The following is a 15,335-nucleotide window of genomic DNA, read 5'->3' as shown; positions in this document are numbered from 1 at the left end:
AAGCCCAGCGCCCCTGCCTTCCTGTGCCGCGCGTCCTGCGTGCTCACATGTGCCGGCGCTTCGGCGCAAAATATCCCTGCGGTTGACTGTCTACGGGCCGAGAATTCCGCGTTGACATGCGGGAACCTCAGCGCTTTGTGGTGGTTAGGGAAGCCTAGCAAGGGTCGGTTTTTCTTGGCGGGGAGAAAGACTATAAGGTGAAGAAAAATCTCATGTTTAAGGGGATTGAATAGTTGGGTTTCCCACGGGGTCGTGGGAAAGAGGGGAGAGAGTATGCCGCGCATTTCAGAAATCCGCGTCGCAGCACTGCGGCTCGTCATTGACCACGGGTATGACGGGTTCACCATGGAAACGCTTGCACAAGACGTAGGGATATCGCGGCGCACCCTTTTTAACTACGTCAAGGATAAGGAATCGGCGGTTCTGGGCCCGGAGGTTTCGGAAAAGTTCGACCAGCAATTGCAGAACTTCGCCGCTGGCCTGCCCACGGGTAGCCTGCGGGAGGATTCTGCGATCATGGCGAATGCGGAATTTGATCACGCCGTGGGCAACGATCATTTCCCGGAGATTTCCCAATTGACCGCCCAGGCGCTTTCCCAAGACGGGAAGTTGTTGTCCATGTATTGGCGCCGAAACGAGCGCGTCATGATGCACATCCGCCGGGCATTGCAAGCGCGCGAAGGGTGGAAGGCCTCGGATCCTAGGCTCATTCCGACGGTCAATATCATCCACACGCAGTTTCAAACCGCCATCCAGACTTTCGTGGAAACCCATGGCCGGACATCCTTATCGGTGGCCTATGCGGATGCGGGCAAGATCTTCGAGGCCTACTTCGACGATGACCTAGCCTAGGTCCATCCGACGCAACAAAACCGGCGCAATAAAAATCCCCCAAACAAGCCGCTGCACACAGGCAGCGCTTTGCTCGGGGGAGACAAGAAGGCTAGTTACTAGTCCATCTTGTTGAAGGCGGTGGCCAAACCGGACTTCTTGTTGGCAGCAGCGTTGCGGTGGAAGACGCCCTTGGAAACGGACTTATCCAGCGCACGGGAAGCAACGCGCAGCTGCTTTTCTGCTGCAGCCTTGTCGCCAGCCTCTACGGCCGCACGGAACTTGCGGATCTCGGTGCGAACCGCAGAACGCACGCTCTTGTTGCGCTGACGAGACTTCTCGTTGGTCAGAACGCGCTTCTGCTTGGACTTGATATTAGCCATGAAAATACCTCTTGATAATCGAAGATGATTGATTCAGAAACAAACCCGCCGGACGTGTCCCGCGAAGCCCCTCGCTAAGAACGAGGAGAGCGCTCGGCGCTGGTATTCGAAGAGCGGACCCAAGGTCCTGCCCGCCCCGACCAACGCGCCCGGAAAGTAAGTAACTTGCACATAATAGCAGCGCAACCGCGCACCAGCCAAGTCTGCGGGCGCCGCGCCGCTGAACTACGCCCAGTGATAGCGCGAGCGCAAGCGGTTGGCAATCCGTTCGAACCTGCGTTCTGGAAAAAGGATGCCCTGGCGGCGCACCTGCTCCTCGGAAACCTCCAATAAACGGTCCAAGCGCACCCAGCAATTGCGCCCAGAGGCGTCCCATTCGCCGCAACCGATTTCGAGCCAGGCATCGTCAAGCGCATGCTCCGGATTGGCGGAAATGAGCAGGCCCGTCACGGTGGTGCGGGTGCGCCCGACCACCAAGATTGCGCGCTCGCGGGGAGGGGACTGCTTGCCTTCCGAAGGCGTCCACACCCACACCACCTCGCCGGAATCGGCCTGGCCATCCATATCGGGGGAGAAGAAGATGGAGCGGGGGTGCGCCGCGGTGGCCTCGACCTGGATGGAGGCGGCCTTGCGCGGCTCGTGGCTCTGGGTGGACCTGTCCAGCCCTAACTGGGAGTTGATGCGGTTGAGGCCGGAGTCCACGGGCTCGCGCTCGCTGATTCCGAGCGCCTCGCGCAGACGGGTGAGCATGCCGGAATTCATGTCGACTATTGTAGACGTATGTCTGAAAACTTTGCGGCCACGACGTTTACGGATCCCTCCCGGATCCGTAACTTCTGCATTATTGCTCACATCGACCACGGAAAGTCGACGCTGGCAGACCGCATCCTGCAGCTATCCAAGGTGGTTGCGGAGCGCGATATGCGTGACCAGTTCCTCGATAACATGGATATCGAGCGCGAACGCGGCATTACTATTAAGGCGCAGAACGTGCGCCTGCCGTGGGTGCCGCAATCGGGGGCATCGGCAGGCGAGCAGATCGTCATGCAGATGATCGATACTCCCGGCCACGTGGACTTTACCTACGAGGTCTCCCGCGCGCTCGAGGCGTGTGAGGGCGCCATCCTGCTTGTCGATGCCGCCCAAGGTATCGAAGCCCAAACCCTCGCCAACCTGTACTTGGCGATGGAAAATGACCTGGAAATCATCCCGGTGCTCAATAAGATCGACCTTCCCGCGGCGGACCCGGATAAGTACGCGCTGGAAATCGCCAATATCATCGGCTGCGAGCCCGAGGAAGTGCTGAAGGTATCGGGCAAGACCGGCGAAGGCGTGGTTGAGCTGCTCGATAAGGTCTGCGAGTTGGTGCCGCCGCCTTCCTCGGAGAATGCGCCCGATGCGCCCGCGCGCGCGATGATTTTTGACTCCGTCTATGACACGTACCGCGGCGTGGTGACCTATATCCGCATGGTGGACGGCAAGCTCACTCCGCGCCAGAAGGTGACGATGATGTCCACCAACGTCAACCACGAGCTGCTGGAAATCGGCATCGTCTCGCCCACGATGCAAAAGTGCGAGGGATTGGGCCCCGGCGAGGTGGGCTACCTCATTACCGGCGTGAAGGACGTGCGCGAGACCAAGGTGGGCGATACCGTCACCTGGTCCCACGGCGGCGCCGAAACCCCGCTCAAGGGCTACAAGGACCCTGAGCCGATGGTCTATTCCGGGCTTTTCCCCATCTCCCAGGCCGATTTCCCCGACCTGCGTGATGCGCTGGAAAAGCTGCAGCTTAACGATGCCTCCTTGACCTTCGAGCCCGAGACCTCCGTCGCCCTTGGCTTCGGCTTCCGCTGTGGTTTCTTGGGCCTGCTGCACATGGAAATCACCCGCGACCGTCTGGAGCGCGAGTTCGGTCTCGACCTGATTTCTACCGCCCCGTCCGTGACCTACCGCGTGGTGGGAGAAGACGGCGAGGAAAGCTGGGTTCACAACCCTTCAGATTGGCCGGAAGGCAAGCTCAACGAGGTCTACGAGCCCATTGTCTCCATGACCGTCATCGTGCCCGAGCAGTTCGTCGGCCCGACCATGGAGCTCTGCCAATCCAAGCGCGGCCAGATGGGTGGGATGGATTACCTGTCCGAAGACCGCGTGGAGCTGCGCTACACCATGCCCTTGGGTGAGATCATCTTCGACTTCTTCGACATGTTGAAATCCCGCACCAAGGGTTACGCCTCGCTCAACTACGAGGAGGCCGGCGAGCAACAATCGGACCTAGTCAAAGTGGATATCCTCCTCAACGGTGACCCGGTCGATGCCTTCTCCGCCATTATCCACCGCGATTCCGCCCAGTGGTACGGCAATAAGATGACCAAGAAGCTAAAGGAATTGATTCCACGCCAGCAATTCGAGGTCCCCGTCCAGGCGGCCATTGGTACCAAGGTTATCGCCCGCGAAAACATCCGCGCCATGCGCAAGGACGTGCTGGCCAAGTGCTACGGCGGCGATATCTCGCGTAAGCGCAAGCTGCTGGAAAAGCAGAAGGCGGGTAAAAAGCGCATGAAGACCTTGGGCTCCGTGTCGGTGCCGCAGGAGGCCTTCGTGGCGGCGCTGTCGACCGACGGGGACGACTAAGCACTGGAAAGCGCAGCGTAATAGTACCTTAACTTTCAGTTAACAATCTCCGCGGTGGCCGCCGCCTAAAAGCGAGGCTGAGCTGCACCTATAGGGCATTCCTGAGACTAGGAATGCCCTTTTTGAGTATTTGCGGTTTATGGGTGGGCGGCGTTTAATTTCGAGTCGAAAGCGACCGATGACTCTTCGGCGAGCCACAGCCACTTTCTCCCTCTTTGTTTCACTCGACTTAAGGCGGAAAATAAGATGAAGCTTCGCTCTCGCGCTGTGGCAGTGTGCGCCGCAGCCGCTGCCACAACTTCCTTGGTCCCCGGTATCGCACAGGCCGAAACCAAGACCCCCATCGATCACGTCGTGGTCATTTACTCCGAAAACATTTCCTTCGACCACTACTTCGGCACCTACCCACACGCCGCAAATAACGACGACGAGAAACTCCAGGGCAGCGAGAAGCCCGCCCCCAAATTCATCGCCAAGGACGATACCCCGCGGGCAGAAAACCTCGAAAATACTGACCTGCTGGGGGAGAAGAACCCCAACTCCATCAAGCCCTTCCGCATCGCTCCCGAACACGCCGTGACCACGGACCAGAACCACCACTACGCCGATGAGCAGGAAGCCTACAACGGCGGCAAGATGGACAAGTTCCCGGAGACGGTGTCCACGGACATCGATAAGTATGGCGAAGGCTCGTACGCCACCCCCGGCATGACCATGGGATACTACGACGGCAATACCGTGACCGGCATGTGGAACTACGCGCAGAACTTTGCGCTGAATGACAACAGCTTTTCCACCATCTTCGGGCCCTCCACCCCGGGAGCGCTGAACCTGATTTCCGGCACCGTCGCCGATGCCACCATGCACGACCCAGCCACGGGCGACCAGCAAAAAATCGAAGATGGCAAGAACCACGCCCTGGCCGGCGTATCCGAGGACGGCAGCACCGCCACCGTCGTGGGCGACCCGGACCCGCTTTTCGATGACTGCTCCAATAAGTCCTCCGCCGGTACCAACCAAGTTACCGCGATGCACTCCAAGAACATCGGTGACCAGCTCAATGATAAGGACGTCACCTGGGGCTGGTTCCAAGGCGGATTCCGCCCCACCGATGAGGCGACGAAGGACTCCCGCGCCCGCTGCGGTTCTTCGCACACCACGCTGACCGGCCAGAACCAGACGGATTACAACCCGCACCACGAGCCGTTCCAGTACTACGCCTCTACCGCCAACCCGCACCACCTGGCCCCGTCCAGCGATGACATGATTGGCAAGACCGACCAGGCAAACCACCAGTACGACCTCGCGGACTTCGATACCGCCATCGAGCAGGGCAACCTGCCCTCCGTGTCCTTCCTCAAAGCCGCCAACTACCAGGATGGCCACGCCGGCTACTCCAACCCCCTGGATGAGCAGGCGTTTATCACTCACTACATCAACGAGCTGCAGAACTCCCCGGAGTGGGATTCCACCGCAGTCGTCATCGCCTACGACGATTCCGATGGCTGGTACGACCACAAGGCGCCGGAAATCCTTAATGGTTCCGCCGACCCGCACCAGGATAAGGAAATCTGCACCGCCGCTGCCGCAAAGGTAGGCATCAAGGGCGATAAGAACGGCCAGTGCGGACCCGGCACCCGCCAGCCGCTGCTGGTTGTATCCCCCTACGCCAAGACCAACCACATCGATTCCACCTATACCGAGCAGACCTCGGTGACCAAGTTCATCCAGGACAACTGGGGCCTTGGCCGCCTGGGCGGCGATTCCTTCGATGACCGCGCGGGTGAGCTCACCGGCATGTTCGACTTCGCCGCCGCGGAGAAGGCCCCGAAGCTCTTCCTCAACGAAACCGATGGCACGGTGGCGGAGGATTACAGCTCCGTCGAGCGCGTCGACGACACCTCGCGCGCTGGCACCAACCTGAAGCCGGTTGTCGATGGCATGAATGACACCAAGGTTACCGAGCAGGGCGTTCCTGCCGTGACCACGCTGGATAAGGCCCAGCAGCCGGACACCAACCACGCCGCATCCGGTTCCTCCAAGGCAGGCATCATCGGCATCCTCGCCGCACTGGGCATCGCCGCCGGCATCATCGGCTGGTTCATGAGCGGCCACCCCGGCCTTGATTTGAAGAACCTGCCATTCTAATTTATGAAGATTTCCCGTTTCGCCACCGCATTCGCGCTCGCCGTTGGGCTTTCCATCCCGCAAACGGCTGCCCAGGCGAGGCTCGCCGGGCACAGCGACGAGCAACCCACGCGCGAGCTCGCCGTGCGCGATGTGTATTCCTGCCCGGCGCCAGAGGACGTGCAGGGTGAGGCGAAATGGAAGATCAATAACACCACCGGGCTCGCCCTCACGGTCTACGTTTCCGATGACAAGGGCAATGCCTACCAGGTGCTCGAGCGCGTCGGCACTCCCGCTGTCCGCGAGTGGAACCCGCAGCTAGAGGATGGAACCTACCACCTGACCTGCGTATTTCACAACGATTCCGCAGTGGAGTCGGATGCCTTCACGGTAACGGGGTCCACGGTGAGCAACGCGCCCAAGATGGTTCCCATTACGGATCACGAGGTCGCCGCGGTGTCCATCAAGCAGGCAGAAAACCAGAAAGAGCGCATGCCGGAGCTGCAAAAGCGCGCGCATGCGCTTGCCGATGCCACCTCCTCCTCCCGCTCCGCCGCCAAAGCCGCCTACCTCGACTACCTGGAGTATTACCGTTCCTTCGACGATTCCAGCGCGGAGTGGCCGGGCCCGGATTTGGAGGGTTACGAAGACATCGAGCGCATCCTGTGGTCCAATCGCCCGCCTAGCGATGCCGCCCTGCCCGCCACCGCGCTTGCCGATGCCACCGATAAAACCGCCCACGCCCTCGATACCGCCCATTTCGCCATCCCCGCCCCGGATTATGGGCTGCGCGCGCATGAGGTGATGGAGGAGTTCGAACGTTTTGATTTGCGCGGCGAGCGCGATTTCGGCGCCCATGCCCTGCCTGCCGCCCTGCGCGGGGTTATTACATCGACGCGGATGACGATGGATCCCGTGCGCTCTTTGGTCGAGGATCGCGGTTTAGACACCGCTCCCATCTATGATCAGCTCGCGGACTTGGACGCCCTTGCTGAGGAATTCGACGATAAATACGGTGGTGCGTCTAGCGTCGCTTTTGCGGACTGGCCGCAGGAGGACCGCTTGCGCTTGCAGGCGGGCGTCGCCAAGGCGAATGAGCTGCTCGCCCCGGTTGCCACCATGACCGTTATCCGGAGGATGAACTAGTGCCGTGCCCGTTTAACTTTTCCCGACGCTCCTTTTTGTCTGGCCTCGCCGCCTCCGCGGCCGTCGGCGCAGCCTCGGGAGCAGGAGCCGAGCCCACCTCGCTTCCGCTGGAATCCACCGATTCACTGGATCGCCCGGGCGCGCTGGATTTTCACGGCGAACACCAGCAAGGCATCATCAATCCCCCGCAGAAGTACTCGGAAATAGTGGCGCTGGACGTGCAGGTCAAGACAAAAGCCCGTTTGGACAAGCTCCTGCGCACGCTAAGTGAGAGGGCGCGCATCTTAACCGCAGGTGGCACTCCCGCGCCCGATGGCATTGCTTACCCTGCAATGGATTCGGGCGAGCTGGGCCCAGAGCTGCCGGCCGATCACTTATCCATCACCCTCGCGGTGGGCGATTCGCTTTTCGATGACCGCTTCGGCCTTGCCGCCCACAAGCCCGCCCACCTGCGCGCGATGGAAGCATTTGCCGATGACTCCCTGCAAGAAGAAATGTGCCACGGTGACTTAGCCTTGCAGATTTGCGCCGATGAACGCGATACCGTTCTCCACGCGCTGCGCGATATCTTGCGACATACGCGCGGCGATGTGGCGGTGCGCTGGCGGCAAAATGGTTATATGAATTCCCCGCGGCCATCGGGCACGCAGCGCAATCATTTGGGGTTTAAGGATGGCATCGTCAATCCTGACCCCGATGACTACGATTCGCTCGTATGGGCCGGTTCGGATGAGCCTGCCTGGGCCGCGGGCGGTAGCTATATGGCGGTTCGGCTTATTGCCATGTACACCGAGTTTTGGGATCGCATTTCCATCGCCGAGCAGGAGCAAATCTTCGGCCGCGACCGCGCAACGGGCGGCCCGCTATCGGGCGGCGGCGAGCACGCCGAGCCGGATTACCTCGATGACGCCACTGGCGATGTCATTCCCACCGATGCCCACATCCGCCTGGCCAACCCCCGCACCCCAGAAACCGCTGACCAACTTATGCTGCGCCGCGCTTATAATTACGACAACGGCGTGCGCGATAATGGCACCCTCGACGTGGGGCTGGTCTTCATCTCCTTCCAACAGGACCTGGAACGACAATTCATTACGGTGCAAAAACGCCTCGAAGGCGAACCGCTGGCTGATTATATCCGCCCCTACGGCGGCGGCTACTTCTATGCGCTTCCCGGCATCACCAATGAATCCGATTATTTCGGCCGCAGCCTCCTCGAAGCCTAAAACCTCCTACCCAGCTAGCCACTGGTCGCTCGCGAACATCTATCACCGCGCCAAGGCCCTGACTTAGCACCCAGCGATGGAGGCACACCACAAGGCACCGTCGGCACAGGGTCTCCGGGTGCACCGTTCTCCCGGCACAAAGATCCCAGGGCCCCTAGATCCCATGGTGGCCGAGTCTCTTGGCATTCGGTTCCCACGGTGCACAAGCCTTACGGCGCACGGGTCTCACAGCATACGGGCCACAGGGTAGAAGGCTTATGGCATGCCAAACCGGCAACCGCTAAACCAGCGGTTGCTATCGGCGGCAATGAGAAGAGCAACGGTAGGAAAAGGTGCCACTTACTTAGGAACCGCAGAACTGCTCGGGCCCGGCTCAATCGAATTAAGTAAAGGCGGCACCTAGCTGGGCGGCGAGGCCCAGGGCGGAAGCCATTCGATGCGGCCGCGGTGTCGATGCAGGCGGCCGCGCACCGGCGGGGCGTGCGGGTCATCGTCGTTGACGCCGTTGTGGTAGGGGCAAGCAATGGTCAGGTTGTCCATATTCGTCTCGCCGCCGTGCTTCCACGCCTGGAGATGGTGGACTTGGCATTTATCGGCCGGATAATTGCACTCCGCCCACGGGCAGGAGGGGTTTTCGGCAGCGGCCATCAGCCGCTGCTTTTCAGAGGCGAACCGCGAGGTCCTATAGAGGTTGACCGGGCCCTCGAAGGGATGGATGAGGGTGACAAGTCCAACCTCGGCAAGCTTTTTCTCCACCAACTTGGCCCCGGAAATTTCGGCACCGTTGGTCATCTGCAGCGTGACCTCTTCGCCGCCACCATTTAATATCTCATCCAGCTCATCGAGGTGGATGACGATATTGGTGCTAGCCACCGGGCGCGTGGCACCACCGCGGAAGAAGATGCGGTCGACGGCCTCGAGCGGGGAATCCTCCCCAATGGTGGAGTGCAGGTCGGCGATGAAATCGGAATCTCCAGTAATAGACAGCGTGGAGGGCCCGCCTTTGCGCCGGGTCATGCGCACCCCGCGCTGGGGCTGGCGGGGAGGATACATTTCCTTGAGCCGAGTGCGCGCCAGCTTGTCGATGTCCCCCGAAGTTCCACACAACTCTGCCCGCAGCGCCCACGCATCCCGCTTCGTCTTGGTGCGGGAGACGTATTTTTCAATCAACTTGAGCGTGGTTAAGCAGTGCTTCGTCGCCCGGCACGTGCGCTGGCGGCGGGTAAAGGAGGTGGGGCCGAAGTAGGCATCGGCAAGCAGCAGCAATTCGCGCGATTCCTGCCGGGAAATGCCAAGCCGCCGCAGGTCCGCCTCGGCAAGGCCGAAGACCTCGCCGAGAAGCTCCATCGGCGAGGTTAATTGGCGGGCGTAGTCTTGCAAGCGGGTCATGCCTGCGAGGTTAAGCCACCGTCCACCCGCGGGAAAGCCTGCGTCGCCCCGCCTGTGGATAACTCGCCCCACGCGTCACACCTGACGCCTCGACGCCCATTCACCCTGTGGATAACCTGCGGTATTGTCGAATACGACAGCGAGTAAAGGAGCCCACATGACTGATCCCACGAAAATTGTCCGCCCCAACCACCCCGGACGTAAGTCCGTCCCGCGCCAGGCGCAGGAGTTGCCGCCGCTGCCGGTGACAAGGGCGCGCATCGGTAAGCAACCGGCGACGGAGATTTTTCAGGACATGGGCGAAAACATGGTGGAGGACCTGCAAGAAATTCGCCGCGATTTGCACCGCCACCCGGAAATCGGGCTGCACCTGCCGCGCACCCAGCAAAAGGTCCTTGAGGCGCTTGAGGGCCTGCCTCTGGAGATCCATGTGGGGCAGGACCTTAGCTCCGTGGTGGCGGTGCTGCGCGGTGGCAAGCGCGGCGAGCGGCCGGTTTCGGTGCTGCTGCGCGCGGACATGGACGCGCTGGAGGTGCATGAGCAGACCGGCAGTCCCTTTGCGTCGATCAACGAATACATGCACGCCTGCGGCCACGACCTGCATACCGCGGGGCTGATTGGGGCCGCGCGCATGCTGTGTGAGCACAGTGAGGAGCTGCATGGCGATGTCACCTTTATGTTCCAGCCCGGCGAGGAAGGCCCGGGCGGTGCGCAGCCGATGATCGAGGAGGGCGTGCTTGATGCCGCTGGCCGACGCCCAATCGCCGCCTACGGCCTGCACGTGGGCCCGCAGGACCGGGGTACGTTCCACTATGTTCCCGGGCCGATGATGGCAAGCTCGTCCAACCTGACCATTACGGTGCTGGGCAAGGGCGGGCACGGGTCCCGCCCGCACGATGCCATCGACCCCGTCGCGGCGCTGGCGGAAATCCAGATGGCACTGCAGACCGCGCTGACGCGCCGCTTCGACGCGCTGGAGCCCATCGTGATCACCGTGACCAACCTATGGGCGGGCAATGGTGCGTATAACGCCATTCCGGATCGCGCGGCGCTGGGGGCGACGGTGCGCGTGCTTCGCGATGAAAAGATCGACGCCGTCCGCCAAATGATCACCGAGGTCTCTAGCTCGGTGGCTGCCTCACACCGGTGCACCGCGCAGGTGGATTTCGAGGTGTTGTATCCCACGACCAAGACGAACCCGCGGGAGAACCAATTCGCTGCCACGCTGTGGGGGCAGATGTTTGGCGCGGAAAACATGCAGCCCTTCGAGGCCCCTATGATGGCGTCCGAGGACTTCGGCTATGTCCTTTCCCAAGTGCCGGGCACGTTTATGTGGATGGGCACGGCCAACCCTTCGACGCCCGAAAACCAGCGCGAGTGGAATCACTCGCCGATGATGCGTTTTGATGACTCCGTGCTCGGCATGCAAGCGGCGGCGCTCGCCGCCGTGGCTTTCGAGCGACTGGCCACCGAAAACGAGCACCCTTCCGCGCAGACCAAGGCCATGCGCGAGGCCGCCGGCGTGCAGAAATAATGTTAATGTCGGCGGATAACGGCAGAGCCGAGGCCGATGAGCGCGATGGCGCCGACAATGATGGAGGCTACCGGCCAGTACTGCGGGAAGTACTTGAGCGTATAGCCGAAGACCTGGCCGTCATCGAAGCGCCGCGCCAAGGCGAAGGGCATCCACCACAGCTTGCTTACTGCGAGCACCGCGCCCAGTACACCGGCGATGATCCGCCCGCGCCCGCGTAGAAATAAACTGGCAGCCACGAGTACGATGCCGACGATGGTGAGTGCGAAGAGCAGGGGAGTGTTCGTGCTAAGCGGCGATCCGCGCAATAAGAATTCGTGGTCAATCTCGTGCTGCTCTATGAGGGTGTAGCCGTCGAGGACGACGTCGCTGGGAAGACCCATTACTTCTCCTCCTCTGGGTCGTAGCCATCGGACCATTCGCCGGTTTCGAAGTCATAATCGACGTTTCGACCTTCTTCGTCCGTGCGCTGGTACCACTCAGTGTAGCGGTCTGCGGCGGAATCGAAGTCATGGCCGGCCCCGCGGCCGTCTTCGGCGTGCTGGACGGAGAACTCGAATTCATCGCCATGCTCTGCGATGCCGCGCATGACCGCATTGTCCATCGCCGAACGAGCATAGGTGCGGCGGATAAACATCGGATCAGAGCGCAGATCCTTGATGAACGCCACCATCATGGTCAACAGCACGAGGCAGAAGGGCAGCGCTGCCAGGATGGTGAGGTTTTGCAGGCCCGTGAGCACGTCTTCGCCGCCGGTCAACAGCATGACGATGGCAATTCCCATCATGCACAGGCCCCAAAAGATGACGATGAGCTTATTCGGGGTTGGATCGCCCTTGGAGGACATGGTGCCCATGACCACGGATGCGGAGTCAGCCGAGGTGACAAAGAAGACCGCGAGGATGACCAAAAGGATAAAGGGGGTGATGGTGCCAAGGGGAAGATCCTGGAACATCGAAAAGAGCACCTGTTCATTGGAGGATTCACCGTCGATGCCCTCTACGCCATCTCGGCTGAAGGTAATGGCGGTGCCGCCAAAGATGGTAAAAGCCAGCGCCAAAATGGCGGTGGGGGCGAAAATGGTCACGGCGGCGAATTCGCGAATGGTGCGGCCGCGGGAGATGCGGGCGACGAACATGCCAACAAACGGCGTCCACGCAATCCACCAGGCCCAGTAAAACGCCGTCCAGTAAGACTGGAATTCTATGGTCTCATCGCCCCAGGACAGCCCCTTGGCCATCATGGGCAGGAATTGATCGATATAGGTCACGATGCCCGAAGGAATCAGGTTCAGCAGCAATAGGGTGGGCCCGACCAAGAAGACGAAGGCAATAAGTCCCAAGGCCAAGGTGATATTGAAATTGGACAGATAGCGCACGCCGCGCGCGACGCCGGAGACCGCGGAGATAATAAACGCGCAGCCTAACACGGCGATGACGATGATGAGCGCGGAATTGGTCATGGGGCCCGCGCCGCGAATGATACTGACACCCTGGCCGATTTGAATAGCAGAAAGCCCCAAGGTAGCGGCGGTGCCGAAGAGGGTGGCGATAAGCGCCATGACATCGATAAGCTTGCCCAGCGGGCCGTCCGTGGCACGGGAGCCGAAGAGCGGCTGGAAGATGGAAGAAATGAGGGGAACGCGCCCGCGCCGGTAGGAGGAATAGGCAATGGCCGCGCCGACTAAGGCGTAGGCCGCCCATGGGGAAATGCCCCAGTGGAAGTGCGACTGGGCCATTGCCTGGTGCAGTGCCTCGACGGAGCTGCCATTATCCACGGTGTGCGGGGGAGGGCTGAGGTAGTGCGATAGCGGCTCGGATGGGCCGTAGAAGAAGATGCCGACGCCGATGCCGGCGCCAAACATCATCGCTACCCAGCTGAAGTAGCTGAATTCGGGCGTTTCCGTATCCGTGCCAAGCTTGATGCGGCCGAGGCGGGAGAACCCGATATAGGCCATGGTCACGGTGGCTAGCAGCATCGTGATATTGAGCAACCATCCGGTATTGGTGATGGCCCAGTTAAAGGCAGTGGAGGAGGCGGCGGCCAGGTTATCGGGCATGGTAATGCCCCACATAATGAAGGCCACGATGAGGAAGGCGGTGATGGAAAATAACGATTTATCCAGGCCGAAGCGGTTGCGTTGGTCCTCAACGCTGATGCCAGGCACCAGCCCGGGGTGCATATTGTGCGGGTAGAGCCCGACGGCGCTGCCCTTATCGTGCGGTTCGAGGGAGCGCTTGTAGGCGCGGGAGGAAGAAGTCACGGTGTCCTTAGATCGGCGGGGTCCGACCTAATTGTTCAGCACCACAGCGCATTCCACAAGCTAGCGCGGTTGGGCATGCGCGGCGTGAATCTGCTTGACGATGCCATCTAGCTCCTCCCTGCTTGCCATCCTGAACGGGTGCGTGGAGCAATAGTCGAGCAAGAAATAGCCCGCGTGCTGGATGGCGATGTGCCGCTGCCACAATTCTCGCGCGGTGGCGGGGTTATCGGCGGCGAGGGATTGGATGGCGCGGCGCTCGGATAGCAGCTCGTATTGCAGGTCGCGGCGGCTGGCGAGGACCTCTTCGGGAGTATTGATAAACAGGAGCCCGAGCAGGGTGGACATGGATTCCATGGCGCGGGTTTGCAGGCGGTGCTGGTTCCGGACGGGCGCGGAGCGCTGCCAGAACCACAGCACGATGGTGGCCACGATGATGGAGATGAGGACCTCGCTGATGCGCGCCTGGATGGTGGGCCAGAGGGGGCGCTGCGCGGAATTGCCCATCAGCAGCGCGAGCGGGGTGGAGAAGATGACGCAGATGGCGTAGTTCTTGGCCACGAAAATCTCCGCGCAGAATTGGCAGGCGGCGAGGGCTAGCAGCAGGCTCCACCCGGACACGCCGAAGTAGTGGAAGATAGAAAACAGCATGACGCCGACGATGGAACCGGCCATGCGGTGGATGCCGCGGACGGTGCCGGCAACGTGGTCTGGTCCCCACTGCAGCATGAGGAAGGCGGAGACCACGCCCCAGTCTGGGCGGTCAAAACCTAAAGACAGGCTGACCATCGTGGTGATGGCGGCGGAGACCACGATCTTTTGTGTGGTCACCATGGCATGCGAGTCCCGCACCGCGGCGCGGTAGATGCGGTAGCGCCCGGTGGGGCGGGTGTGCGGGATGGCGGTGCGGTGCGGATCCACATCGGTGGCGTAATCGGTCAGCAGATCCGAAGAAGATCCCAAATCCAGCGCGCGGTTATGCGCGACGATGCGCCTTTGGGCCTGCAAGGTGCGATCCACCAGGCCCGCGGCGGCGGAGTTGATGATGCGGCCACCGCGGATAATGCCGGCATCGGCAAGCGCTTGCCAGGCCGTCGACAGCGCCGTTTGGGCCTGGTGGTGGCGCGCGAGGGAATCGTCCTCGCCGGAGACAAACGCCGCGGTGGCCTTTTCCAAGCCGGCGACGGCGCGGCGCTCGGGGCCGTGCACATCAATGAGCGCGGGCGCCATGCCCAGAATCAGGCTGGCCAGCACGCCCGTTAGGGACCAGAAGAACAGCTGGCCGACGCTCGTATCCGTCCGCGCCAGCATCACCGAACCGCCGCCGACCAAGACGAGGAAGAAGGCGCCCGGCGGCGGCAGGCGCAGCGCGTTCTGGGTAAAACCGCAGAGCGCGGCGAGCAAGAGGGAATAGAATCCGGCGAGCAGCAGCCACCAGTGCCCGTGCCCGGGGACGAAAATGAGGTGGCCGACCAGCACGCCCACGGTCGCCACGGTGGTCAGGGCCAGGCCCGCGGTGAGGATGACGCGGGGCCGGGTGCGAAAGGGGTGGCCCTCGCCGAAAATCACGGCAAAGGCGCCGGTGGCCAGCAGCAGGATGGCGTAGTCGTGGCCGGTGAGCAGGGCGAAGGCGCCGGGAAGCAGCAGCGCCAAGGCCGCGCGCAGGGCACCGGGCCAGCGCACGGAGGCGGTATTAAAAGCGGTCAGCAACTGGGTGGTGCTGGGGCGTTGCGGGATAGGGTGGTCGGTGCTCACGAGCCTGCGGGACTCCTTTCGTTAGAAACTTCTACCGCAACCACCCTACGCTG

The 15,335-nt window shown here is 61.5% G+C and carries 12 protein-coding genes; 6 read left to right on the top strand and 6 right to left on the bottom strand.

What is annotated here, in order from left to right:
- Positions 1-273 precede the first annotated feature (273 nt).
- Positions 274-852: a TetR/AcrR family transcriptional regulator gene (locus tag ACP8IT_RS09060; RefSeq protein WP_005278014.1), complete on the top strand. Its 579-nt coding sequence runs from the start codon at positions 274-276 to the stop codon at positions 850-852.
- A gap of 98 nt (positions 853-950) precedes the next feature.
- Here ACP8IT_RS09060 and rpsT read toward each other — a convergent pair whose 3' ends face one another.
- On the bottom strand, positions 951-1,214 hold the full coding sequence (gene rpsT, locus ACP8IT_RS09055; RefSeq protein ID WP_005278016.1) for a 30S ribosomal protein S20: 264 nt from the start codon (positions 1,212-1,214) through the stop codon (positions 951-953).
- Positions 1,215-1,439: 225 nt separating this feature from the next.
- Complete coding sequence (locus tag ACP8IT_RS09050; RefSeq protein WP_023017102.1) at positions 1,440-1,976, bottom strand: type II toxin-antitoxin system PemK/MazF family toxin; 537 nt, start codon at positions 1,974-1,976, stop codon at positions 1,440-1,442.
- A gap of 18 nt (positions 1,977-1,994) precedes the next feature.
- On the opposite strand from ACP8IT_RS09050, the gene lepA reads away from it, so the two are divergent.
- From lepA to efeB, 4 genes are all read left to right on the top strand, one after another.
- Positions 1,995-3,845, top strand: a complete 1,851-nt coding sequence (gene lepA / locus ACP8IT_RS09045; protein WP_490289949.1) for a translation elongation factor 4 — start codon at positions 1,995-1,997, stop codon at positions 3,843-3,845.
- 246 nt (positions 3,846-4,091) lie between these two features.
- Positions 4,092-5,993 (top strand): phospholipase C, encoded by a 1,902-nt coding sequence (locus ACP8IT_RS09040; RefSeq protein WP_490289948.1) that lies wholly within the window; start codon positions 4,092-4,094, stop codon positions 5,991-5,993.
- 3 nt (positions 5,994-5,996) lie between these two features.
- On the top strand, positions 5,997-7,118 hold the full coding sequence (locus ACP8IT_RS09035; RefSeq protein ID WP_490289947.1) for an EfeM/EfeO family lipoprotein: 1,122 nt from the start codon (positions 5,997-5,999) through the stop codon (positions 7,116-7,118).
- Positions 7,118-8,344 carry an iron uptake transporter deferrochelatase/peroxidase subunit gene (gene efeB / locus ACP8IT_RS09030; RefSeq protein WP_490289946.1) on the top strand — a complete coding sequence of 409 codons (1,227 nt, stop codon included), beginning with the start codon at positions 7,118-7,120 and terminating at the stop codon, positions 8,342-8,344. Before ACP8IT_RS09035 ends, efeB begins: the two co-directional genes overlap by 1 nt.
- Positions 8,345-8,743: 399 nt before the next feature.
- Here the strand turns inward: efeB and ACP8IT_RS09025 are convergent, their stop codons facing one another.
- On the bottom strand, positions 8,744-9,733 hold the full coding sequence (locus ACP8IT_RS09025; RefSeq protein ID WP_237800943.1) for an HNH endonuclease signature motif containing protein: 990 nt from the start codon (positions 9,731-9,733) through the stop codon (positions 8,744-8,746).
- Positions 9,734-9,890: 157 nt separating this feature from the next.
- Between ACP8IT_RS09025 and ACP8IT_RS09020 the strand changes: the two genes are divergently transcribed.
- Entirely contained in the window at positions 9,891-11,267 is a 1,377-nt protein-coding gene (locus tag ACP8IT_RS09020) for a M20 metallopeptidase family protein (protein ID WP_490289945.1), read from the top strand.
- A gap of 2 nt (positions 11,268-11,269) precedes the next feature.
- On the opposite strand, the gene ACP8IT_RS09015 is transcribed toward ACP8IT_RS09020, so the two are convergent.
- The 3 genes from ACP8IT_RS09015 to ACP8IT_RS09005 all read right to left on the bottom strand — a co-directional run bounded on the left by ACP8IT_RS09015 (position 11,270) and on the right by ACP8IT_RS09005 (position 15,282).
- Positions 11,270-11,650: a hypothetical protein gene (locus ACP8IT_RS09015; RefSeq protein WP_023017110.1), complete on the bottom strand. Its 381-nt coding sequence runs from the start codon at positions 11,648-11,650 to the stop codon at positions 11,270-11,272.
- Positions 11,650-13,449 (bottom strand): BCCT family transporter, encoded by a 1,800-nt coding sequence (locus ACP8IT_RS09010; RefSeq protein WP_490290602.1) that lies wholly within the window; start codon positions 13,447-13,449, stop codon positions 11,650-11,652. The genes ACP8IT_RS09015 and ACP8IT_RS09010 overlap by 1 nt, the downstream gene beginning before the upstream one ends.
- Before the next feature lie 141 nt (positions 13,450-13,590).
- Complete coding sequence (locus tag ACP8IT_RS09005) at positions 13,591-15,282, bottom strand: FUSC family protein (protein ID WP_490289944.1); 1,692 nt, start codon at positions 15,280-15,282, stop codon at positions 13,591-13,593.
- Positions 15,283-15,335: the final 53 nt, after the last annotated feature.

It is taken from the genome of Corynebacterium sp. LaCa_23 (assembly GCF_058182375.1).
This window is presented reverse-complemented; position numbering and strand designations above follow the sequence as displayed.

What these genes read in the sequence shown, in the direction of transcription:
- ACP8IT_RS09040 (WP_490289948.1), top strand. Translation starts at nt 4,092, where the DNA reads ATGAAGCTTCGCTCTCGCGCTGTGGCAGTGTGCGCCGCAGCCGCTGCC.
- ACP8IT_RS09025 (WP_237800943.1), bottom strand. Translation starts at nt 9,733, where the DNA reads ATGACCCGCTTGCAAGACTACGCCCGCCAATTAACCTCGCCGATGGAG.
- ACP8IT_RS09010 (WP_490290602.1), bottom strand. Translation starts at nt 13,449, where the DNA reads ATGCACCCCGGGCTGGTGCCTGGCATCAGCGTTGAGGACCAACGCAAC.
- rpsT (WP_005278016.1), bottom strand. Translation starts at nt 1,214, where the DNA reads ATGGCTAATATCAAGTCCAAGCAGAAGCGCGTTCTGACCAACGAGAAG.
- lepA (WP_490289949.1), top strand. Translation starts at nt 1,995, where the DNA reads ATGTCTGAAAACTTTGCGGCCACGACGTTTACGGATCCCTCCCGGATC.
- ACP8IT_RS09050 (WP_023017102.1), bottom strand. Translation starts at nt 1,976, where the DNA reads ATGAATTCCGGCATGCTCACCCGTCTGCGCGAGGCGCTCGGAATCAGC.
- ACP8IT_RS09060 (WP_005278014.1), top strand. Translation starts at nt 274, where the DNA reads ATGCCGCGCATTTCAGAAATCCGCGTCGCAGCACTGCGGCTCGTCATT.
- ACP8IT_RS09015 (WP_023017110.1), bottom strand. Translation starts at nt 11,650, where the DNA reads ATGGGTCTTCCCAGCGACGTCGTCCTCGACGGCTACACCCTCATAGAG.
- ACP8IT_RS09035 (WP_490289947.1), top strand. Translation starts at nt 5,997, where the DNA reads ATGAAGATTTCCCGTTTCGCCACCGCATTCGCGCTCGCCGTTGGGCTT.
- ACP8IT_RS09020 (WP_490289945.1), top strand. Translation starts at nt 9,891, where the DNA reads ATGACTGATCCCACGAAAATTGTCCGCCCCAACCACCCCGGACGTAAG.